Below are 19,829 nucleotides of genomic sequence, written 5' to 3' on the forward strand. Positions count from 1 at the left end.
GCCGCCGTCATTCGAACTGGATATTGGCCTTGCGCGCCACGGCCTGCCACTTGTCGTGCTCCTGGCGCACCAGCTTGCCGAGGTCGGCCGGGCTGCCGCCGACGATCTCGAAGCCCTGGGCGGCCAGCGCATCGACCACGCGCGGCTGGCGCAGCGATTCGACCAGTGCCTGGTGGATCCGCGTGACCGTTGCCGCAGGCAGGCCGGCGGGCCCGAACACGCCGATCCAGGAATAGGCTTCAAAGCCCTTGAGCCCCTGCTCGGCCACGGTCGGCACCTGCGGCAACTGACGCAGGCGGCTGGTACCGGTCACGCCCAGCACCTTGATGGTCCGCGCGGCCACATGCGCCTGTACCGCGGCATAGCTGCTGAAAAACAGATCGACCTCGTTGGCCAGCACCGCCTGCACCGCCGGGCCGCCGCCCTTGTAAGGCACGTGGAGCATGTGCACGCCGGCTTCGGTCGCCAGCGCCTCGGCGGCAAGCTGGTTCAGGCTGCCGATGCCGGACGAGGCATAGCGCACGCTATCGGACCTGGCCCTGGCCAACGCCACCAGTTCGCGCACATTGGCGGCCGGCAACGAGGGATTGGCGGCGATCACCAGCGGGAAGCGCACCAGCTGCGAAACCGGCGTGAAATCGTGGAAGGTGTCGTAGGGCAGCTGCCTGTAGGCGAACGGGTTGATGGCGTGCGTATCGAAGGCCATCAGCAGCGTGCTGCCATCGGGCCTGGCACGCGCCACGGCGCTGGACGCGATCAGGCCGCCGGCACCCGGCTTGTTGTCGACCACCACGGTCTGGCCCAGCGCCGCCTTCAGCCCCGGCTGCAGCTGCCGCGCGACGATATCGACACTGCCACCCGGCGGGAACGGAAGTACCAGCGCCAGCGGCCGGTTGCCCGCCGGCGCCTCGGCGGCAACGGCGTGCATCATCGGGACGGGCATGGCGCCCAGCGGCAGGATCTTGAGCAGCAGGCGGCGGCGCCGCGTGCGTTCGGCAGAGGACATCGGGTATTCGGGCGTTGGCGGCCGGGACAAAAAAGAGGGGGCGGCATCACTGCCGCCGCCCGTATTTTGCCCGATGATCGGCCACGTTGCAGGCAACCCCGGCGAGGCCGCGCCCGGATCGTCACGATCCGGTGCGATTTTCGGCCGGATCGGTTGCCGCTCAGGCCTCGGCGCGCTGCTCTTCCGGCGCCTCAGGCGGTTCCGGCTCGATCTCGGAGAAATCGAGCTTGATCTGGTCCTGCTCGTCCAGGTCGACCACCACCTTGCCGCCGGACACCAGCCTGCCGAACAGCAGCTCGTCGGCCAGCGCCTTGCGGATCATGTCCTGGATCAGGCGCTGCATCGGCCGCGCGCCCATCAGCGGGTCGAAGCCCTTGTGCGCCAGGAACTTGCGCAGCTTCTCGCTGAAGCTGGCTTCCACCTTCTTCTCGTGCAGCTGTTCTTCCAGCTGCATCAGGAACTTGTCGACCACGCGCAGGATGATTTCCTCATCCAGCGAGCGGAAGCTGATGGTGGCATCCAGCCGGTTGCGGAACTCCGGCGTGAACATGCGCTTGATGTCGGCCATCTCGTCGCCCTGCTCGCGCGAGCTGGTGAAGCCGATGGTGGCGCGGTTCATGGTCTCCGCCCCCGCGTTGGTGGTCATGATGATGATCACGTTGCGGAAGTCGGCGCGCCGGCCGTTGTTGTCGGTCAGCGAACCATGGTCCATCACCTGCAGCAGGATATTGAAGATATCCGGATGCGCCTTCTCGATTTCATCCAGCAGCAGCACGCAGTGCGGCTTCTTGGTGACGGCCTCGGTCAGCAGGCCGCCCTGGTCGAAGCCGACGTAGCCCGGCGGCGCGCCGATCAGGCGGCTGACCGCATGGCGTTCCATGTATTCGGACATGTCGAAGCGCAGCAGCTCGATGCCCATGATGAAGGCCAGCTGCTTGGCGACCTCGGTCTTGCCCACGCCCGTTGGGCCCGAGAACAGGAACGAGCCGATCGGCTTGTCGGTCTTGCCCAGGCCCGCGCGCGACATCTTGATCGCCGAGGCCAGCGCCTCGATCGCGGGATCCTGGCCGAACACCACCGACTTCAGGTCGCGCTCCAGCGTCTGCAGCTTGCTGCGGTCGTCCTGGTTCACGCTCTGCGGCGGGATGCGCGCGATGCGCGAGACGATGTCCTCGATCTCGCCCTTGCCGATGGTCTTCTTCTGCTTGGACTTCGGCAGGATGCGCTGCGCCGCGCCGGCCTCGTCGATCACGTCGATCGCCTTGTCCGGCAGGTGGCGGTCGGTGATGAAGCGGGCCGACAGCTCGGCCGCGGCGGTCAGCGCCGAAGCCGCGTACTTGACGCCATGGTGCTCCTCGAAGCGCGACTTCAGGCCGCGCAGGATCTGCACGGTCTGGTCGACCGAGGGCTCGACCACGTCGATCTTCTGGAAGCGCCGCGACAGCGCCGCATCCTTCTCGAAGATGCCGCGGTATTCCGTGAAGGTAGTTGCGCCGATGCACTTGAGCTGGCCCGACGACAGCGCCGGCTTGAGCAGGTTGCTGGCGTCCAGCGTTCCGCCCGATGCGGCGCCCGCGCCGATCAGCGTGTGGATCTCGTCGATGAACAGGATCGCGTTGGGATTGTCCTTGAGCGACTTGAGCACGCCCTTCAGGCGCTGTTCAAAGTCACCGCGGTACTTGGTGCCGGCCAGCAGCGCGCCCATGTCGAGCGAGTAGACGGTGGCCTTTTCCAGGATGTCCGGGACTTCGTTCTTGGTGATGCGCCAGGCCAGGCCCTCCGCAATGGCGGTCTTGCCGACGCCGGCCTCGCCCACCAGCAGCGGGTTGTTCTTGCGCCGGCGGCACAGCACCTGCACCACGCGCTCGACTTCGCTTTCGCGGCCGATCAGCGGGTCGATCTTGCCGGCCTTGGCCAGCGCGTTCAGGTTCTGGGTGTACTGCTCGAGCGGGCTTTCCTTGCCGTCGCCGCCCTCGCCTTCGCCGGCATTGTCACCGTGCTTGGCGGGCTCGGACTGGTCCTTGCGGATGCCGTGGCTGATGAAATTGACCACGTCCAGGCGCGTCACGCCCTGCTGCTGCAGGTAGTAGACCGCGTGCGAATCCTTCTCGCCGAAGATGGCGACCAGCACGTTGGCACCGGTCACTTCCTTCTTGCCGTTGGAAGTGGACTGGACGTGCATGATCGCGCGCTGGATCACGCGCTGGAAGCCGAGCGTGGGCTGGGTATCGACCTCGTCGGTCCCCGGCACCACCGGCGTGTTATCCGCGATGAAGTTCTTAAGGCTGGTGCGCAGGTCCTCGATATTGGCCGCGCAGGCGCGCAAGACTTCAGCTGCCGTGGGATTGTCGAGCAATGCCAGCAGCAGATGCTCCACGGTAATGAACTCGTGGCGTGCCTGCCGGGCTTCGACAAAAGCCATGTGCAGGCTCACTTCCAATTCTTGCGCAATCATGCTTCCTCCATCACGCACTGCAAGGGGTGCCCCGCCTGCCGCGCGTGCGTTGACACCAGCTCGACCTTTGTCGCCGCGATATCTCTGGTGTAGATACCGCAGACGCCCTTTCCTTCCCGGTGCACGGTCAGCATGATCTGCGTCGCCGTTTCCCGGTCCCTGCTGAAATACTGCTGCAGGATCATCACGACAAACTCCATCGGAGTGTAGTCGTCGTTAAGCAGCACCACCTTGAACATCGCAGGCGGTTTAAGCGCCTGCTCTTTACGCTCCAGGATGGTGCCCGCTTCGCGTTGTGGGACATTCGCAAGCCGTGTAGCCATGGCTTTATTCTAACCCTTACTCGCAACTCTGCAATTTGGGGAAAAGGCGCCGGATTCAAGGGCCGGGCTACCTGTTTCCGGTTATGGAAAAGCGCGGAACCGCACGCCAGAGGCATTGCAATGCACGTGACGGGAGCCGGCTGGACTGATCCGGACAATACCCGATGCTTGCCGCCAAGGTACCATCCCGCGCCGTCCGTTTCCCGCCACACCCTGCCCGCAGTGGGGATTCCGCCAGCTTGACAGTATGTTTGTTTGACAGAAAAATCGGTCGCACACCCGCCATGAAGCCGCGAGCCAAAGCAACAGGCCAATGAGCGGGTGATCCGTGAGCAGGGAGGCCCACGGCCCGGCGGCGGCGAGTCAGCATCGAGACTGGCCGCCACGCGATTGCACCTCGCCGCGCGTCATCGCCGGCCGCACCTCGGGACGCGGCCGGTCATGGCGTCGCCGTGCGTGCGCCGCAGTCCGACTCATCCGGCCGGCACCGGCTTCCCCGCTTTGAAATCTGCTATTTCGTTGGGGGAGTATATGGCAAGCGGTATCGTCAAATGGTTCAATGACGCCAAGGGTTTCGGTTTTATCAAGCCGGACGAGGGCGAAGAAGAACTGTTTGCGCACTTTTCGGCTATCCAGATGTCGGGCTTCAAGACGCTGAAGGAAGGTCAACGCGTCTCGTTCGAGGTGGTCCAGGGCCCCAAGGGCAAGCAAGCCACCAATATCCAGGACGCCGGCTAAGCTGCGCCGCCACCGTATCCCGGCCGGCAGAGCCGTGGAGCGGTCTACCTGGGTGCGGGGGGAGCCCCCGGGACGGGATCGGCGCCAGTGCCCGCCGGGTTGCCTCAGGCAGCCCGGCAGGTGCTGGCGCAAATCAGCTGCACGCACCGCATCCGACGGAAAGCCCGGCCTAGCGCCGGGCTTTCTGGCTTTCAGGGGCCGCCGCGCGGTGGCCGGCCAGCTCAGGCCCAGCCGTCGATCTTCAACCCGCTGGCTTGCTCGGCCTCTTCCTTTGTGACTTGCCGCACAGTCTGGCCGAAGGTCCACACATGGCCTTCCGGGTCCCGCGCCGTGTAGGTGCGGTCGCCATAGAACTCATCCTGCGGCTCGCGCATGATCACGGCGCCGGCGGCGCGCGCCCGCTCGCAGTGCTGGTCAAGCCCATCCTGCAGGTGCACATGCACCGTCTGCGTATTCTTGCCGCCGATCGACGCCGGGCTGGCGGTAAAGTCCGCCCACTCGCTGCCGACCATCAGGTAACTATTGCCGAAGCGCATTTCCGAGTGCACCAACTGGTCCTGCTGGTCGCGGATCACCATCACCCGCTGGAAGCCGAAGGCGCGCTCCAGCCAGTCCAGCGCGGCCAGCGGGTCCTTGTAGAAGATCGCCGCGCCGAAGGCGGTGCGACGGAAAGGATCGTCCATGGCAGTCTCCCCGGGCCACCGGCCCGTCCATTGCAATCCCTGACGTTCTAGGCAAGCTGGCGCGCGGGCGCAAGAAAAAACCCCGCAGCCGGGACACGGCAGCGGGGTTTTTCAAGCCAGGACGCCCGCAGCAGCGGGAGTCCGTGCTTACATATTGTCGATCATCACCTGGCCAAAGCCCGAGCACGAAACCTGGGTCGCGCCTTCCAGCAGGCGGGCGAAATCGTACGTAACCTTTTTGGACAGGATCGACTTCTCCATCGACGCAATGATCAGGTCCGCCGCCTCGGTCCAGCCCATGTGGCGCAGCATCATTTCCGCCGACAGGATTTCCGAGCCCGGGTTGACGTAGTCCTTGCCGGCATACTTGGGTGCGGTGCCGTGGGTGGCCTCGAACATGGCGACCGAGTCGGACATGTTGGCGCCCGGGGCGATGCCGATGCCGCCGACCTGCGCCGCCAGCGCGTCCGAAACGTAGTCACCGTTCAGGTTCAGCGTGGCGATCACCGAGTATTCGGCCGGACGCAGCAGGATCTGCTGCAGGAACGCGTCGGCAATGGCGTCCTTGACGACGATATCCTTGCCGGTCTTCGGGTTCTTGAACTTGCACCACGGGCCACCGTCGACCAGCTCGGCGCCGAATTCCTTCTGCGCCAGCTCGTAGCCCCAGTCACGGAAGCCACCCTCGGTGAACTTCATGATGTTGCCCTTGTGCACCAGCGTCACCGACGGCTTGTCGTTGTCGATGGCGTACTGGATCGCCTTGCGCACCAGGCGCTCGGTGCCCTCGCGCGAAACCGGCTTGATGCCGATGCCCGAGGTGGCCGGGAAGCGGATCTTCTTCACGCCCATCTCGTCCTGCAGGAACTTGATGAGTTTTTTCGCCTGCTCGCTTTCCGCCGCCCATTCGATGCCGGCGTAGATGTCTTCCGAGTTCTCGCGGAAGATCACCATGTCGGTCTTTTCCGGCTCGCGCACCGGCGAAGGCACGCCCTTGAAGTAACGCACCGGGCGCAGGCAGACGTACAGGTCCAGCTGCTGGCGCAGCGCCACGTTGAGCGAGCGGATGCCGCCGCCCACCGGCGTGGTCAGCGGGCCCTTGATCGAGACCACGTATTCCTTGAGCACATCCAGGGTTTCGTCCGGCAGCCACACGTCCGGGCCATAGACCTTGGTCGACTTCTCGCCGGCGTAGATCTCCATCCAGGCGATCTTGCGCTTGCCGCTGTAGGCCTTGGCCACGGCCGCGTCAACCACCTTGATCATCACCGGCGTGATATCGACGCCCGTACCGTCGCCTTCGATATAGGGAATGATGGGGTTGTCCGGGACATTCAGCGAAAAATCCTGGTTGACCGTGATCTTTTCGCCGGCCGGAACCTTGATGTGTTGATACATGACGTCTCCAGTACGGAACGGTTTAGACGGCCGCCGGTGCATGGCCGACGGCGAAATTCGGGAGATGGCGCTGGCATTGTAGCGGGCATCGACGCCCGCCTAGTACTGCATTGCACCACCCTGGCCTGCATTCAGGCAAGTCTCAGTCTTATATAAGACACAAGACTAATTTCGTATTATGCAGCAATCTTTCATCATCCGCCAACCACGGCGCGCGGCTGCGGCATACTTGCGCCCCATGACCCTGATTGCCCTGAACAAGCCGTTCGGCACCATGAGCCAGTTCTCCGAGCACCCAACGCGGCCCACGCTGGCCGCGTGCGTGGACGTGCCGGGCGTGTACCCTGCCGGCCGGCTCGATGCGGACAGCGAAGGTCTGCTGCTGCTGACCGACGACGGCGCGCTGCAGGCGCGCATTGCCGATCCCCGCCACAAGCTGGAAAAGACTTACCTCGCCCAGGTCGAGGGCATTCCCGATGCAGCCGCGCTGGCGCGGCTGCGCGCCGGTGTCGACCTTGGCGACTTCGTCACGCAGCCGGCACGGGCGCGTGCGATCGGCGAGCCCGAGTGGCTCTGGCCTCGCGATCCTCCGGTGCGCTATCGCGCCGCAATCCCGACCTCATGGCTCGAACTGAAGATTCGCGAAGGCAAGAACCGGCAGGTGCGGCGCATGACCGCGGCTGTCGGCTTCCCCACGCTGCGGCTGGTCCGCGTGGGCATCGGGCCGCTCGACCTGCGCACGCTCGGTCTCGCCCCCGGGGAATCGCGCGAGATCGAGCCCGGTGTACTGGGCTTGCCGGCGGCGCGCGCGCCGGCGACTCATGTCTCCAAGACCAGACAGGCGAACGACATCAAGCGGCGTTCTCGTTACAAAAGCTAACAAATCGCGCGTCAACGCGCGATCCAGACGCCTCGTTCTTGTCGGTGACACGTCCAATCACGCGTCACAACTTCCGACTGTTCTTATCCTTCGAGGTAATCGCCATGAAAAAACTGATCGCTGCCCTGGTTGTCGGCCTGTTCGCCACCGGCGCCTTCGCCCAGGCTTCGGCACCTGCCGACGCTGCAGCGCCCGCGGCCGCCAAGGAAGCCCCGAAGGCCGCCAAGAAGAAGACCAGCCACAAGAAGAGCACCCACAAGAAGGCCGCCACGGCTTCGGCCCCGGCCGCGCAGTAAGCCGCCGGCGTTCCCTGCCGGCCATGCGCCGGCGGAAGAAAAGGCAGGCTGCCGCCAGGCGCCTGCCTTTGTTGTTTTGGCCGTCGCCAATCCATCGACACGGCCCGTGCGCTATGCTTGCGGCTGCCGTCCGCGCCCTTCCAGACCGAACACCATGTCCCTACTGCCCAAGACGCCGTTGTCACGCTGCATCCGTACCGCCGCCGCGCTGGCCATGCTGGCCGCCAGCCAGGCCCAGGCGCAAGCCGCGCTGCCGGTCGTGCCGCTGACCGCGGGCATGTACGCGATCCAGGCCGAGGTCGCCGCCACGCCGGCGGCGCGCGAGCAGGGACTGATGTACCGCAAGAGCATGCCGGCCAACGGCGGCATGCTGTTCGTGTTCGAGCAGAAGGCCGGGCACTGCTTCTGGATGCGCAATACCGAGCTGCCGCTGTCGATCGCCTTCCTGGCCGACGACGGGACCATCGTCAATATCGAGGACATGGCGCCGCGCACCGAGAACAACCACTGCCCGAAGGCGGCGATCCGCTATGCGCTGGAAATGAACCAGGGCTGGTTCGCGCAGAAAGGCATCCGCGCCGGCGCGAAGATCAGCGGGCTGCCGCAGGCGCGCTGAGCGCCGCGGCGGCATGCGGGGCCGGCATGGGCGCTGGCCCGGAGTGGACTCCGCTCAGTCGCGGAAGTTGTTGAAGTCCAGCGGCGCTTCGGAGACGTCCTTGCGCAGCATCGCGATCACGTTCTGCAGGTCGTCGCGCTTGGTGCCCGACACGCGCACCGCGTCGCCCTGGATGCTGGCCTGCACCTTGATCTTGCTGTCCTTGATCATGCGCACGATCTTCTTGGCCAGGTCGCCGGTCACGCCCTTCTTGATGGTGATGACCTGCTTGACCTTGTCGCCGCTGATCTTGTCGGTCTTGCCATAGTCCAGGAAGCGCACGTCGACATTGCGCTTGGCCATCTTGTTGATCAGCACGTCCTTGACCTGGTCCAGCTTGAAATCGTCGTCGGCAAAGGCGGTCAGTTCGTTTTCCTTCTGCTCGACACGGGCGTCCGACCCCTTGAAATCGAAGCGCGTCGAGATTTCCTTGTTGGATTGCTCGACGGCGTTCTTCACCTCGACCATGTTCGCTTCGCACACTACGTCAAACGACGGCATTGCATTCTCCTTGTGATCCAGTTGCCAGGAAGGCGGCCATCGGCGATGCCTTCCGTATAATCCAGGCCTACCTAGCAGCCAGGGGCCGCAACGCTCACCACCAGCGGCGGCCGCGTCACCTATCCCCTTGCATGGCAGATTTCCACGAATTTTATCCCCTGCGCCGCCACAATACATTCGGATTCGATGCGCGCGCGCGCTTCGCCGTGCATGTGCGCAGCGAAGCCGACCTGACCGAGGCCCTCGCGGACCCGCGCGCCGATGGCCTGCCGCTGGTGGTGCTGGGCGGCGGCAGCAACGTGGTGCTGACGCGCGACCTCGATGCGCTGGTGCTGCTGATGGAGATACCGGGCTACCAGGTCGAGGATGCCGATGACGCCTGGCTGGTCACCACCGGCGCAGGCGAGAACTGGCATGCGCTGGTCAACCGCACCATTGCCGACAACATGCCGGGGCTGGAGAACCTGGCGCTGATCCCCGGCACCGCCGGCGCCGCGCCGATCCAGAATATCGGCGCCTATGGCGTGGAACTGCGGGATCGCTTCGAAGGCGTGCGCGCCTATGACCGCCACGCCGGCGTATTCGTCTGGCTCGATCTGCGCGCATGCGGCTTCGGCTACCGCGACAGCGTGTTCAAGCAGGCCGGCGCCGGCCGCTACATCATTACCGCGGTGACGCTGCGCTTGCCCAAGGCATGGCAGCCGGTCCTGTCTTATGGCGAACTGGCGCGCGAACTGGCCGGCAAATCAGTCCCGGATGCCGCCACGGTCCGCGACGCGGTGGTGGCGATCCGCACGCGCAAGCTGCCCGACCCCGCGCAGGTCGGCAACGCCGGCAGCTTCTTCAAGAATCCGCTGGTCAGCGCCGCGCAGCGCGATACGCTGCTGCAGGCCAATCCCGACCTGGTCAGCTATCCCCAGCCCGACGGCAGCTACAAGCTGGCCGCAGGCTGGCTGATCGACCGCTGCGGCTTCAAGGGCGTCAGCGACGGCCCGGTGGGTGTCTATGGCAAGCAGGCGCTGGTGTTGGTGCACCACGGCGGCGGCACCGGCGCGATGCTGCTGGCGCTGGCCAACCGCATCGCGGATACCGTCGAAGCGCGCTTCGGCGTGCGGATCGAGCCCGAGCCGGTGGTGCTGTAGCGCCTGCTGGTCTGGGGTCCGCCGCTCAGCCGAAGTGGCAGACGTAGTCCAGCGTCTCCAGCACCTCGATATCGAAGCTGCTGTTGCCCGGCACGCTGAACTGCTGGCCCGCGCCGTAGGTCTGCCAGTCTTCCGCGCCGGCCAGGCGCACGCGGCAGCTGCCGCCGTTGATTTCCATGATTTCCGGCGCGCCGGTGTTGAACGTCAGCGAAGCCGGGAAAATCACGCCCAGCGTCTTGCGGGTGCCATCCGGGAACAGCACGGTGTGGCTCACGCACTTGCCGTCGAAATACAGGTTGGCTTTCTTGACGACCGATACGTTGTCGAACTGGCTCACTTCCATCTCCTTCACTGTCTTGAATCAGACGTAAAAAGAGGGGCCATCGCGGCCCCTCCCCTGTTCACTCCGCGCGCGCTCAGTAGCGGCCGCAGAGCAGGTATTCCATCAGTGCCTTCTGCACGTGCAGGCGGTTTTCCGCCTCGTCCCAGACCACGCTCTTGGGGCCATCGATCACGGCGGCCTCGACTTCTTCGCCGCGGTGCGCCGGCAGGCAGTGCATGAACAGCGCATCGGGCTCGGCACGGTCCATCATCCCGGTGGTGACCATCCAGTCCTTGAAGGCGCGCTTGCGGGCTTCGTTCTCGGCCTCGAAGCCCATGCTGGTCCAGACGTCGGTGGTGACCAGGCTCGCGCCCTGGCAGGCCGTGAGGGGATCTTCGAAGACCTTGACCAGGCTGGCGGCAGACGCCGGCACCATGGCCGGATCGAGCTGGTATCCCGGCGGCGCCGAGAAATGGAAGGTGAAGCCCAGCCGTTCGGCCGCCTGGATCCAGGTATAGGCCATGTTGTTGGCATCGCCGATCCACGCCACGGTCTTGCCGCGGATGCTGCCGCGCTGCTCGATGTAGGTGAAGATGTCGGCCAGCACCTGGCACGGGTGGTATTCGTTGGTCAGCCCGTTGATCACCGGCACGCGCGAGTGCGCGGCAAAGCGGTCGATGATGTCCTGGCCGAAGGTGCGGATCATGATGATGTCGACCATGCGCGAGATCACCTGCGCCGCATCCTCGATCGGCTCGCCGCGGCCCAGCTGCGAGTCGCGGGTGTTCAGGAACACCGCATGGCCGCCGAGCTGGTGGATGCCCGCTTCGAACGACAGGCGCGTACGCGTGGAATTCTTCTCGAAGATCATGGCCAGCGTGCGGTCATGCAGCGGGTGCCAGGTCTCGTAGTTCTTGAACTTGGCCTTCAGGATCCGCGCGCGGTCCAGCAGGTACTCGTACTCGTCGGGAGTGAAGTCGCTGAACTGGAGGTAATGCTTGATCGGGGTTGGGCTCATAAAACAAAGAAGGCGGCTCGGTGGGGACGCGCCGTCATGAACTGACATGACCTGAGCGCGTCGCGGAGCCGCCTTTCGCGTCGCATACGCAATTTAACTGCAAGAATCATAAGGGATTATTTCTGCTTTGCCCAGCCCGGGACAACCCGTGACGGGCGCCGCGCCGACCGCGTTGACAGGTTCCCGACAGGATTCGGCCCTTATGCGCAAGTCTTATATAAGATATAATACTCGCTGATTCACGCGGGGCCCCGGCATACCCTTGCCGCTGCGCGCCGCCGGCATCAAAAGTGCCCCCGCAGACACCGACGCCCCGCCATCCCGGCCGGAAAAAGCGCGAACCAGACGCGCCCCAGCCGCGTCAAACGGGCGCCCGTTTCCGCGGGTTTACCGTCGAGTCGTCGCCTCACCCGCAGTGTCCAGCCTCATGAACCCCAACGTTCGCGAATACTTTATCCAAGGCATTACCAAGGAAGGCAAGACCTTCCGCCCGAGCGACTGGGCCGAGCGACTGTGCGGCGTGATGGCGCAGTTCCGCCCCGAAGGCGACACCGGCGACCCCCGCCTGACCTATTCCCCCTATGTGCGCCCCATCTTCGCCGGCAACGTCAAATGCGTGGTGGTGGATGTGCGGCTGCGCGACATCGAACCCAAGGCGCTGGATTTCGTGCTGAACTTTGCGCGCGACAACAACCTGCAACTGGTCGAGGCCTGCTCGCTTGAGTAACAGCAGACAAGGCGCGGCAAAGCCGGCGCCGGAATGCAAAAAAGCTCGTCGGATGACGAGCTTTTTTGTTTGGCGGGAACCGAAGTTCCGCCGCTGCCGGGCCGCCGGGGCGACCCACGCAACAATCAGGCAGCAGCCATGGCCTTGATGGCGGCCGACAGGCGCGACTTGTGACGTGCAGCCTTGTTCTTGTGCACGATCTTCTTGTCGGCGATGCTGTCGATCACAGCCTGCGAGTTCTTGAACACTTCAGCGGCAGCAGCCTTGTCGCCGGCGTCGATGGCCTTGCGGACGGCCTTGACGGCGGTGCGCAGACGCGAGCGCAGGCTGGAGTTGTGAGCGTTCTGGGCGACGGCCTGGCGGGCGCGCTTGCGAGCTTGTGCGGAATTTGCCATTTCGAAAATATCCTGAATTCAGATGCGTGCCGCGGGGGACACAACAATTAAGTCATATCGAGCGACCCGGGATGCACTGACACACGAATCCGGAACGCAACTGTCCTTGTGAATCGGCAATTATACACAGATGCCGACTCGCGGCGCAAGACTGCTGGGACTTTGCCGACGCGTGGAGGGCCCTGCCGCAGGCGATCCGTATAATATGCGCCACATCGCGCCGGCATGCGTGGCGAGCCGGCAACTTTACCGCGTTGCCCACGTCTGAAAGGCGTCCCGGGCGCCACGCCCCGCACAGCCGTCCCGCGGCCCGCGCCCGCACCGACCCATCGTCCGATCCACCGTCCCGCTCCGGTCCACACCTTGAACCTGCTCAAAGCGCTCGCCACCATCAGCAGCCTGACGATGCTGTCGCGCATCACCGGCCTCGTGCGCGAGATCCTGATCGCCCGCGCCTTCGGCGCGTCGGAGATGACCGATGCGTTCAACGTCGCCTTCCGCATCCCCAACCTGCTGCGCCGCATCTTCGGCGAGGGCGCGTTCTCGCAGGCGTTCGTGCCGATCCTGGGCGAGTATCACAGCAAGCGCGGCGAGGCGCAGACCAAGGCGCTGGTCGACGCGGTCGCCACGGTGATGACCTGGGTGCTGATGGCCGTGTCGCTGCTGGGCGTGATCGGCGCGCCGCTGGTGATGACGGCGGTGGCGACCGGCTTCCGCGGGCAGAGCGAGACTTATACCGCCGCGGTCTTCATGACGCGGGTGATGTTCCCGTACATCGGCCTGATCTCGCTGGTGGCGCTGGCCTCGGGCATCCTGAACACCTGGCGCAGGTTTGCCGTGCCGGCGTTCACGCCGGTGCTGCTGAACCTGTGCCTGATCGTGGCCGCCCTGTTCGTCGGCCCGCACATGGACCAGCCGATCTACGCGCAGGCGTGGGGCGTGCTGGTCGGCGGCGTGCTGCAGCTCGCGATCCAGGTGCCGGCGCTGCGCCGCCTGGGCGTGATGCCGCGCCTTAGCTTCAATGTGCGCGCCGCCTGGTCCGATCCCGGCGTGCGCCGCATCCTGCGCCAGATGGGGCCGGCGCTGCTGGCGGTGTCGGTGGCGCAGATCAGCCAGATCATCAATACCAACATCGCCTCGCACCTGGCCGCGGGCAGCGTCTCGTACCTGACCTATGCCGACCGGCTGATGGAATTCCCGACCGCGCTGCTGGGCGTGGCGCTGGGCACGATCCTGCTGCCGAGCCTGTCGAAGGCGAACGCCAGGGAAGACCACGCCGAGTACTCCGGCCTGCTCGACTGGGGCCTGCGGCTGACCTTCCTGCTGGCGGTACCCTGCGCGGTGGGGCTGTTCGTGTTCGGCGCGCCGCTGACCGCGGTGCTGTTCAACTACGGCAAGTTCGATGCGCACGCCGTCGAGATGACGCGCCAGGCCCTGGTGTCGTACGGAACCGGCCTGCTCGGGCTGATCGCCATCAAGATCCTGGCGCCGGGCTTCTATGCGCGCCAGGATATCCGCACCCCGGTCAAGATCGCGCTGCTGGTGCTGGTGATCACGCAGGCATGCAATGTCGTGTTCGTGCCCTGGCTCGGCCATGCTGGCCTGGCGCTGTCGATCAGTGCCGGCGCCACCATCAATGCGCTGCTGCTGTGCTTCGGCCTGCGCCGGCGCGGCCTGTACAAGCCGGCGCCGGGCTGGTGGCTGTTCCTGGCGCAACTGGGCACCTCGCTGCTGCTGCTGTCGGGCATGCTGCTCTGGCTCGCGCGCAATTTCGACTGGATCGGCCTGGGCGCCACGCCGCTGCTGCGCATCGCGCTGCTCGCGTCGTGCCTGGTACTTGCAGCGGTGGTCTACTTCGGTACACTGTGGCTCATGGGACTGCGCTATTCCGCCTTCAAGCGGCGCGCCGCTTAGGCGTGGTGACCCACGCTGCGCGCGGCGCCCCTGGCCGCACCGGGAATCCGATATGACATCCACCAAAGTCCTGGATTACTTCGCCAGCCTCGTGGCCGACGAAAACGGCATCCCGCTCACCGAGACCGCACTGTCCATCGCGCAGGATGCCTATCCGGACCTGGACCTGCAGGCAGAACTGGCCGCCCTCGACGTGCTGGCGCTGCGCCTGAAGCGGCGGATCGCCGAAGGCACGCCGGCAATCCAGCGACTGCGGCTGCTGAATCATTTCTTCTATCGCGACCTCGGCTTTGGCCCGAACGCCAACGACTACTACGATCCGGACAACTCGTACCTGAACGTGGTGGTACGGCAGCGGCGCGGCATCCCGATCTCGCTGGCGGTGCTGTTCATGGAGCTGGGGCAGCAGATCGGCCTGCCGCTCAAGGGCGTGTCGTTCCCCAATCATTTCCTGCTGCGCATGACCATCCCGGCGGGCGAGGTGATCCTGGACCCGCTCAGCGGCGAAACGCTGTCGAAGGAGCAGTTGCAGGAAATGCTGGACCCGTACCTGGAGCGCGAGGGCATCACCGATTCCGGCCAGGTGCCGCTGGGACTGTTCCTGCGCGCCGCCAGCCATCGCGAGATCATCGCGCGCATGCTGCGCAACCTGAAGGCGATCTACCTGCAGGAGTCACGCTGGCAGCGGCTGCTGGCGGTGCAGAACCGCCTGGTGATCCTGCTGCCGGGTTCGATCGAGGAAGTGCGCGACCGCGGGCTGGCGTATGCCAACCTGGAGTGCTTCCGGCCGGCGCTGGCCGACCTGGAAGCCTATGTGCAGGCGCGCCCCGATGCTGCCGATATCGGCCAGATCCGCGAACGCATGCCGGCACTGCGCATGATGAGCCGCAGCCTCAACTGACAAGGCTGCGCCAGACACTACCGGGGCTTCAGCGCTCCACGCGCGAGGGCCGGCGGCGATTGCCGCGCACCAGCTTCCACAGTCCGCCCAGCACCAGCGGCACTACCGCCGCGCCGATCCCTGCCAGCACGATCAGGTTCAGGTACTGCTTGATGAACGGCAGGTTGCCGAAGAAGTAGCCGGCAAACACCAGCCCGACCACCCAGGCCAGCGCGCCGATCACGTTGAACATCTGGAAGCGCGCGAAGGTCATCTGCGACACGCCGGCGACGAACGGCGCGAAGGTGCGCACGATCGGCACGAAGCGCGCCATCACCAGGGTCTTGCCGCCATGCCGCTCATAGAAATCATGCGTGCGGCGCAGCGCATCCTGGTCCAGGAAGCGCCACTTGTGGTCGAACACCTTGGGCCCGATCCAGCTGCCCACCCAGTAGTTGACGGTATTGCCGGTGATGGCCGCCACCAGCAGCAGGCCCACCAGCGCCCATTCATTCATGGCGCCGGTAGCGCAGAAGGCGCCGGCGATAAACAGCAGCGAGTCGCCCGGCAGGAACGGCAGGACCACCAGCCCGGTTTCGGCGAACACGATCAGGAACAGGATGGCATAGACCCAGTGACCATACTGGTCGATGACGGTGCCGAGGTATTTGTCGACATGGACCAGCATGTCGATGAGCTGCAAAGCGAATTCCAAGTCGTTCCCCGATATGGTTTGGTTGACTGCACAAGTCCACGCGGCGCATGCCGCCTTGGCCTGAATCATACAAGAGCCGGCGCGCCCTTCCGCCACTTGTCGCGGGCCGGTGGCGCCGACTCTGCGTGGACGGCCACGTATAATCACCGGATGCCCGATTCCGCCAGCCCAAGCTCCCTTCGCACCACCCAGCTGCCGCGTCCGATCCGTCCGCTGCCGGACCAGCTCATCAGCCAGATCGCCGCCGGCGAAGTGGTGGAGCGTCCGGCCTCGGTGGTCAAGGAACTGCTGGAAAACGCGCTGGACGCTGGCGCCTCGCAGCTGGGCATCCGGCTGGAAGAAGGCGGCGTGCGGCGCATCGTCATCACCGACAACGGCTGCGGCATCCCTGCCGCCGAGCTGCCGGTGGCGCTGATGCGCCACGCCACCAGCAAGATTGCGTCGCTCGACGAACTGGAATCGGTACTGACGCTGGGCTTCCGCGGCGAGGCGCTGGCCTCGATCGCTTCGGTTTCCCAGCTTGCGCTGACCAGCCGCACCGCGGCCGATGCCCATGCCACGCAGGTCAGTGCCGATACCGGCACCGTGCAGCCGGCGTCCGGCGGGGTCGGCACTTCAGTTGACGTGCAGCACCTCTACTTCAACACGCCGGCGCGCCGAAAGTTCCTGAAATCGGAGCAGACCGAGCTCGGGCATTGCCTGGAGATGGTGCGCCGGGTGGCGCTGGCGCGGCCCGACGTGGCCATCTCGGTCCACCACAACGGCAAGCCGCTGGAGCACTGGAACGCCGGCGACGTCGCCACCCGCACCGCGCAGGTGCTGGGCGGCGACTTCGCGCGGGCGCGGCTGCCGCTGGACGAACAGGCCGACGCGCTGCACGTGTATGGCTTTGCCGGCCTGCCCACTGCGTCGCGCGGGCGGCCCGACCAGCAGTACTTCTTCGTCAATGGCCGCTTCGTGCGCGACAAGCTGCTCAACCATGCGGTGCGCAGCGCCTACCAGGACGTGCTGCACGGCGACCGCTTCCCGTCGTACGTGCTGTGCCTGGACCTGCCGCCGGAGATGGTCGACGTCAACGTGCACCCGTCCAAGATCGAGGTGCGCTTCCGCGAATCGCGCGCGGTGCACCAGTTCGTCTATCACGCGGTGCAGCGCAGCCTGGCACGCCAGGCCGGCGAGAACGGCGACAGCCTGCATACCGATGAGGACGGCGAGATCCGGCTGCCGGCCGCGGCGCCGCCGGGTGCGCGACCGTCGTTCGGCAGTGGTGCTGGTGGTGGCGGAGGCGGCAGCCAGTGGCTCAACTACTCCGCCGCACGGCAGACCGAGCTCGGCATTGCGCAGCCGCGCCAGGCCTACCTCGGCATGGTGCGCGACGCGACCGCGCCGGCGCCGCGTCCTTATGGCGTCCCCGGTGGCGGTTTCCCCGGCGTGTCGGCCCAACCGCCCGCCTGGCTGGCCGATGCGCAGGCCGCGCGCGCCGAAGAGCCGCCAGGCCTGCTCGACCGCCTGCCCCCGGCCTCCGCTGACGCGGCAGACGCCACCGACGACCACCCCCTCGGCTATGCCATCGCCCAGCTGCACGGCATCTATGTGCTGGCGCAGAATGCGCGCGGACTGGTGCTGGTGGACATGCACGCCGCGCACGAACGCATCCTCTACGAGCAGATCAAGGCCGGCCTGGATGCGCGCGACCTGGCCGTGCAGCCGCTGCTGATCCCGGTCACGCTGCCCGCCAGCCCGGTCGAGATCGGCGCGGCAGAGGAGCACCAGGAAACGCTGGCGCTGCTCGGCTTCGACATCACGCCGGTATCGCCCACCACGCTGGCGGTGCGCGCGGTGCCCGCGCTGCTGCAACAGGCCGACGCCGAAGCGCTGGCGCGCGACGTGCTGCGCGACCTGCACGCCTACGGCGGCTCGCGCGTACTGGCCGAGCGCCGCAACGAGCTGCTGGCCACGCTGGCCTGCCACAGCGCCGTGCGCGCCAACCGCAGGCTCACCGTCGAGGAAATGAACGCGCTGCTGCGCCAGATGGAGCAGACCGAGCGCGCCGACCAGTGCAACCACGGCCGCCCGACCTGGGTGCAACTGACCGTGACCGAGCTGGACCGGCTGTTCCTGCGCGGCCAGTAAGCGCCCTGCCTCTTCACACCTTTGCCGACGATGTCCGCCGTACCAGACGATTCCGCCACGCCCTCTCCCGTGGTCTGCCTGCTCGGGCCTACCGCCTCGGGCAAGACCGCCGCCGCGCTGGCGCTGGCGGCCGATGCGCCGGTGGAGATCATCAGCCTGGACTCCGCGCTGGTGTACCGCGAGATGGACATCGGCACGGCCAAACCCACGCCCGCAGAACTGGCTGCGGCCCCGCACCACCTGATCGACATCATCGACCCGGTCGAGAGCTATTCCGCCGCGCAGTTCGTCACCGATGCCGAGCGGCTGATCGGCGAGATCCGCGCGCGCGGCAACGTGCCGCTGATCGTGGGCGGCACCATGCTCTATTACAAGGCGCTGACACAGGGGCTGAACGACCTGCCGCAGGCCAACCCCGCCGTGCGTGCCGAACTGGACCAGCTTGCCGCCGAGCGCGGCTGGCCGGCGCTGCATGCGATGCTGGCGCAAGTCGACCCCGTCACCGCGGCACGCCTGGCGCCCAACGATGCGCAGCGCATCCAGCGCGCGCTGGAAATCCACCGGCTTTCCGGCCAGCCGATGTCGGCGCTGCTGGCCCGCCAGGCCGAGGGCCGCACCTTTGCCGGCGCCGCCGACCAGCGCTACCGCGTGATCGGGCTCGAGCCGTCGGACCGGCTGGCGCTGCACGCGCGCATCGCACAGCGCTACGACGCCATGCTGGCCAACGGCTTTATCGACGAAGTCCGCCGCCTGCGCACACGCGAGGACCTGCATCCGGGGCTGCCGTCGATCCGCTGTGTCGGCTACCGGCAGGTGTGGGAATACCTCGATGGCGAGTGCGATTTCGACACCATGCGCGAGCGCGGCATCGCCGCCACGCGCCAGCTGTGCAAGCGCCAGCTGACCTGGCTGCGCAGCACGCCGGAGCGGCTGGTGGTGGATTGCCTGGCGCCGGGCTATGTCGACGAGGTGCGCAGGCTGGCGGACTTCGGCCGCTGACGGCAAAGTGATGCGCAGGCGATAATCGCGGATCCTGTTCTTTCCTATCGACGAACATGTCCAGACCCGCCTTCACCCTGCGCCCCGCCACCGCTGCCGACAGCGAAACCCTGTTCAACCTGATCCTGGCGCTGGCCGACTACGAGAAGCTGACGCATCTCGTCGAAGCCACGCCGCAAAAGATCGAGGAAGCGCTGTTTGGCGCCACGCCGCACGCCGAGGCGGTGCTGGTTGAAGTTGACGTCAATGGCGCGCCCAAGGCGGTCGGTTTCGCCCTGTTCTTCCACAACTTCTCCACCTTCCTCGCCAAACCCGGCCTGTACCTGGAAGACCTGTACGTCGACCCGGCCTGGCGTGGCCATGGCCTGGGCAAGGCCTTGCTGCAGCACCTGGCCGCGCTGGCGGTCGAACGCGGGTGCGGCCGCTTCGAATGGTCGGTGCTGGACTGGAACCAGCCGTCGATCGACTTCTACCAGGCCATGGGCGCCGACGTGCTGCCCGACTGGCGCATTTGCCGCGTGACCGGCGACGCGCTGGCCAGGCTGGGCCAGTCGAAGTAAATCCTCAGGGCGCGGCAACCGGTCCACCGCCGGTGTTATACACTTGATGACAAGCCGCCATACAATGACGGCGACGAATGTCTTTTCCT

The 19,829-nt window shown here is 66.0% G+C and carries 21 protein-coding genes; 11 read left to right on the forward strand and 10 right to left on the reverse strand.

All coding sequences use genetic code 11. The annotated features are described in order from the left end of the window. Positions 1 to 7 precede the first annotated feature (7 nt). The 3 genes from JTE92_RS26790 to clpS all read right to left on the reverse strand — a co-directional run bounded on the left by JTE92_RS26790 (position 8) and on the right by clpS (position 3,784). The gene (locus tag JTE92_RS26790) at positions 8 to 1,006 is read right to left on the reverse strand and encodes a tripartite tricarboxylate transporter substrate binding protein (protein ID WP_063240198.1); all 999 of its coding nucleotides are present in this window, start codon (positions 1,004 to 1,006) and stop codon (positions 8 to 10) included. Between the two features lie 160 nt (positions 1,007 to 1,166). Next, on the reverse strand, positions 1,167 to 3,461 hold the full coding sequence (gene clpA, locus JTE92_RS26795; protein ID WP_029045978.1) for an ATP-dependent Clp protease ATP-binding subunit ClpA: 2,295 nt from the start codon (positions 3,459 to 3,461) through the stop codon (positions 1,167 to 1,169). Further along, positions 3,458 to 3,784 (reverse strand): ATP-dependent Clp protease adapter ClpS, encoded by a 327-nt coding sequence (gene clpS / locus JTE92_RS26800; protein WP_010814998.1) that lies wholly within the window; start codon positions 3,782 to 3,784, stop codon positions 3,458 to 3,460. The genes clpA and clpS overlap by 4 nt, the downstream gene beginning before the upstream one ends. A gap of 531 nt (positions 3,785 to 4,315) precedes the next feature. On the opposite strand from clpS, the gene JTE92_RS26805 reads away from it, so the two are divergent. Continuing rightward, positions 4,316 to 4,522, forward strand: coding sequence for a cold-shock protein (locus JTE92_RS26805; protein WP_063240199.1), 207 nt, complete (start codon positions 4,316 to 4,318; stop codon positions 4,520 to 4,522). A 221-nt stretch (positions 4,523 to 4,743) separates the two neighbouring features. Here the strand turns inward: JTE92_RS26805 and JTE92_RS26810 are convergent, their stop codons facing one another. Together JTE92_RS26810 and icd are read right to left on the reverse strand one after the other, a co-directional pair. Continuing rightward, a complete protein-coding gene (locus JTE92_RS26810) occupies positions 4,744 to 5,205 on the reverse strand; it encodes a VOC family protein (RefSeq protein WP_063240200.1) in 462 nt (153 codons plus the stop codon). Between the two features lie 147 nt (positions 5,206 to 5,352). Then, positions 5,353 to 6,603, reverse strand: a complete 1,251-nt coding sequence (gene icd / locus JTE92_RS26815; RefSeq protein WP_063240201.1) for an NADP-dependent isocitrate dehydrogenase — start codon at positions 6,601 to 6,603, stop codon at positions 5,353 to 5,355. Positions 6,604 to 6,841: 238 nt separating this feature from the next. Between icd and JTE92_RS26820 the strand changes: the two genes are divergently transcribed. The 3 genes from JTE92_RS26820 to JTE92_RS26830 all read left to right on the forward strand — a co-directional run bounded on the left by JTE92_RS26820 (position 6,842) and on the right by JTE92_RS26830 (position 8,395). Beyond that, the gene (locus tag JTE92_RS26820; RefSeq protein WP_063240202.1) at positions 6,842 to 7,483 is read left to right on the forward strand and encodes a pseudouridine synthase; all 642 of its coding nucleotides are present in this window, start codon (positions 6,842 to 6,844) and stop codon (positions 7,481 to 7,483) included. A 104-nt stretch (positions 7,484 to 7,587) separates the two neighbouring features. Beyond that, entirely contained in the window at positions 7,588 to 7,779 is a 192-nt protein-coding gene (locus JTE92_RS26825; protein WP_063240203.1) for a hypothetical protein, read from the forward strand. Between the two features lie 154 nt (positions 7,780 to 7,933). Beyond that, the gene (locus JTE92_RS26830) at positions 7,934 to 8,395 is read left to right on the forward strand and encodes a DUF192 domain-containing protein (protein WP_063240204.1); all 462 of its coding nucleotides are present in this window, start codon (positions 7,934 to 7,936) and stop codon (positions 8,393 to 8,395) included. 54 nt (positions 8,396 to 8,449) lie between these two features. Here JTE92_RS26830 and JTE92_RS26835 read toward each other — a convergent pair whose 3' ends face one another. Then, on the reverse strand, positions 8,450 to 8,935 hold the full coding sequence (locus tag JTE92_RS26835; RefSeq protein ID WP_063240205.1) for a YajQ family cyclic di-GMP-binding protein: 486 nt from the start codon (positions 8,933 to 8,935) through the stop codon (positions 8,450 to 8,452). A gap of 131 nt (positions 8,936 to 9,066) precedes the next feature. Here JTE92_RS26835 and murB point away from each other — a divergent pair, with 131 nt between their 5' ends. After that, positions 9,067 to 10,077: a UDP-N-acetylmuramate dehydrogenase gene (murB, locus tag JTE92_RS26840; protein ID WP_063240206.1), complete on the forward strand. Its 1,011-nt coding sequence runs from the start codon at positions 9,067 to 9,069 to the stop codon at positions 10,075 to 10,077. Between the two features lie 25 nt (positions 10,078 to 10,102). On the opposite strand, the gene ppnP is transcribed toward murB, so the two are convergent. Both ppnP and argF read right to left on the reverse strand, forming a co-directional pair. Beyond that, a complete protein-coding gene (gene ppnP, locus JTE92_RS26845) occupies positions 10,103 to 10,414 on the reverse strand; it encodes a pyrimidine/purine nucleoside phosphorylase (RefSeq protein WP_029045971.1) in 312 nt (103 codons plus the stop codon). A 79-nt stretch (positions 10,415 to 10,493) separates the two neighbouring features. Next, on the reverse strand, positions 10,494 to 11,417 hold the full coding sequence (argF, locus tag JTE92_RS26850; protein ID WP_063240207.1) for an ornithine carbamoyltransferase: 924 nt from the start codon (positions 11,415 to 11,417) through the stop codon (positions 10,494 to 10,496). A 427-nt stretch (positions 11,418 to 11,844) separates the two neighbouring features. On the opposite strand from argF, the gene JTE92_RS26855 reads away from it, so the two are divergent. Further along, positions 11,845 to 12,144: a DUF3579 domain-containing protein gene (locus JTE92_RS26855; RefSeq protein WP_063240208.1), complete on the forward strand. Its 300-nt coding sequence runs from the start codon at positions 11,845 to 11,847 to the stop codon at positions 12,142 to 12,144. A gap of 125 nt (positions 12,145 to 12,269) precedes the next feature. Here the strand turns inward: JTE92_RS26855 and rpsT are convergent, their stop codons facing one another. Next, positions 12,270 to 12,539 (reverse strand): 30S ribosomal protein S20, encoded by a 270-nt coding sequence (rpsT, locus tag JTE92_RS26860; protein WP_063240209.1) that lies wholly within the window; start codon positions 12,537 to 12,539, stop codon positions 12,270 to 12,272. A gap of 363 nt (positions 12,540 to 12,902) precedes the next feature. Between rpsT and murJ the strand changes: the two genes are divergently transcribed. Together murJ and JTE92_RS26870 are read left to right on the forward strand one after the other, a co-directional pair. Beyond that, the gene (gene murJ / locus JTE92_RS26865) at positions 12,903 to 14,453 is read left to right on the forward strand and encodes a murein biosynthesis integral membrane protein MurJ (protein WP_063240210.1); all 1,551 of its coding nucleotides are present in this window, start codon (positions 12,903 to 12,905) and stop codon (positions 14,451 to 14,453) included. Positions 14,454 to 14,505: 52 nt separating this feature from the next. Continuing rightward, positions 14,506 to 15,354 carry a SirB1 family protein gene (locus tag JTE92_RS26870; protein WP_063240211.1) on the forward strand — a complete coding sequence of 283 codons (849 nt, stop codon included), beginning with the start codon at positions 14,506 to 14,508 and terminating at the stop codon, positions 15,352 to 15,354. A 28-nt stretch (positions 15,355 to 15,382) separates the two neighbouring features. On the opposite strand, the gene JTE92_RS26875 is transcribed toward JTE92_RS26870, so the two are convergent. Further along, positions 15,383 to 16,036 (reverse strand): DedA family protein, encoded by a 654-nt coding sequence (locus JTE92_RS26875; protein WP_063240212.1) that lies wholly within the window; start codon positions 16,034 to 16,036, stop codon positions 15,383 to 15,385. A gap of 162 nt (positions 16,037 to 16,198) precedes the next feature. On the opposite strand from JTE92_RS26875, the gene mutL reads away from it, so the two are divergent. From mutL to JTE92_RS26890, 3 genes are read left to right on the forward strand one after another with little or no spacing between them, the layout of a single operon-like run. Beyond that, complete coding sequence (gene mutL, locus JTE92_RS26880; protein ID WP_063240213.1) at positions 16,199 to 18,181, forward strand: DNA mismatch repair endonuclease MutL; 1,983 nt, start codon at positions 16,199 to 16,201, stop codon at positions 18,179 to 18,181. Between the two features lie 30 nt (positions 18,182 to 18,211). Then, complete coding sequence (gene miaA, locus JTE92_RS26885; protein WP_063240214.1) at positions 18,212 to 19,180, forward strand: tRNA (adenosine(37)-N6)-dimethylallyltransferase MiaA; 969 nt, start codon at positions 18,212 to 18,214, stop codon at positions 19,178 to 19,180. Positions 19,181 to 19,236: 56 nt separating this feature from the next. Beyond that, on the forward strand, positions 19,237 to 19,740 hold the full coding sequence (locus JTE92_RS26890; RefSeq protein WP_063240215.1) for a GNAT family N-acetyltransferase: 504 nt from the start codon (positions 19,237 to 19,239) through the stop codon (positions 19,738 to 19,740). Positions 19,741 to 19,829 lie beyond the last annotated feature (89 nt).

The organism is Cupriavidus oxalaticus (assembly GCF_016894385.1).
GTDB classification, from domain to species: domain Bacteria; phylum Pseudomonadota; class Gammaproteobacteria; order Burkholderiales; family Burkholderiaceae; genus Cupriavidus; species Cupriavidus oxalaticus.

What these genes read in the sequence shown, in the direction of transcription:
- JTE92_RS26870 (WP_063240211.1), top strand. Translation starts at nt 14,506, where the DNA reads ATGACATCCACCAAAGTCCTGGATTACTTCGCCAGCCTCGTGGCCGAC.
- JTE92_RS26835 (WP_063240205.1), bottom strand. Translation starts at nt 8,935, where the DNA reads ATGCCGTCGTTTGACGTAGTGTGCGAAGCGAACATGGTCGAGGTGAAG.
- clpA (WP_029045978.1), bottom strand. Translation starts at nt 3,461, where the DNA reads ATGATTGCGCAAGAATTGGAAGTGAGCCTGCACATGGCTTTTGTCGAA.
- JTE92_RS26855 (WP_063240208.1), top strand. Translation starts at nt 11,845, where the DNA reads ATGAACCCCAACGTTCGCGAATACTTTATCCAAGGCATTACCAAGGAA.
- JTE92_RS26820 (WP_063240202.1), top strand. Translation starts at nt 6,842, where the DNA reads ATGACCCTGATTGCCCTGAACAAGCCGTTCGGCACCATGAGCCAGTTC.
- murB (WP_063240206.1), top strand. Translation starts at nt 9,067, where the DNA reads ATGGCAGATTTCCACGAATTTTATCCCCTGCGCCGCCACAATACATTC.
- mutL (WP_063240213.1), top strand. Translation starts at nt 16,199, where the DNA reads ATGCCCGATTCCGCCAGCCCAAGCTCCCTTCGCACCACCCAGCTGCCG.
- icd (WP_063240201.1), bottom strand. Translation starts at nt 6,603, where the DNA reads ATGTATCAACACATCAAGGTTCCGGCCGGCGAAAAGATCACGGTCAAC.
- argF (WP_063240207.1), bottom strand. Translation starts at nt 11,417, where the DNA reads ATGAGCCCAACCCCGATCAAGCATTACCTCCAGTTCAGCGACTTCACT.
- clpS (WP_010814998.1), bottom strand. Translation starts at nt 3,784, where the DNA reads ATGGCTACACGGCTTGCGAATGTCCCACAACGCGAAGCGGGCACCATC.
- JTE92_RS26830 (WP_063240204.1), top strand. Translation starts at nt 7,934, where the DNA reads ATGTCCCTACTGCCCAAGACGCCGTTGTCACGCTGCATCCGTACCGCC.
- miaA (WP_063240214.1), top strand. Translation starts at nt 18,212, where the DNA reads ATGTCCGCCGTACCAGACGATTCCGCCACGCCCTCTCCCGTGGTCTGC.
- JTE92_RS26805 (WP_063240199.1), top strand. Translation starts at nt 4,316, where the DNA reads ATGGCAAGCGGTATCGTCAAATGGTTCAATGACGCCAAGGGTTTCGGT.
- JTE92_RS26790 (WP_063240198.1), bottom strand. Translation starts at nt 1,006, where the DNA reads ATGTCCTCTGCCGAACGCACGCGGCGCCGCCGCCTGCTGCTCAAGATC.
- JTE92_RS26810 (WP_063240200.1), bottom strand. Translation starts at nt 5,205, where the DNA reads ATGGACGATCCTTTCCGTCGCACCGCCTTCGGCGCGGCGATCTTCTAC.
- JTE92_RS26825 (WP_063240203.1), top strand. Translation starts at nt 7,588, where the DNA reads ATGAAAAAACTGATCGCTGCCCTGGTTGTCGGCCTGTTCGCCACCGGC.
- rpsT (WP_063240209.1), bottom strand. Translation starts at nt 12,539, where the DNA reads ATGGCAAATTCCGCACAAGCTCGCAAGCGCGCCCGCCAGGCCGTCGCC.
- JTE92_RS26890 (WP_063240215.1), top strand. Translation starts at nt 19,237, where the DNA reads ATGTCCAGACCCGCCTTCACCCTGCGCCCCGCCACCGCTGCCGACAGC.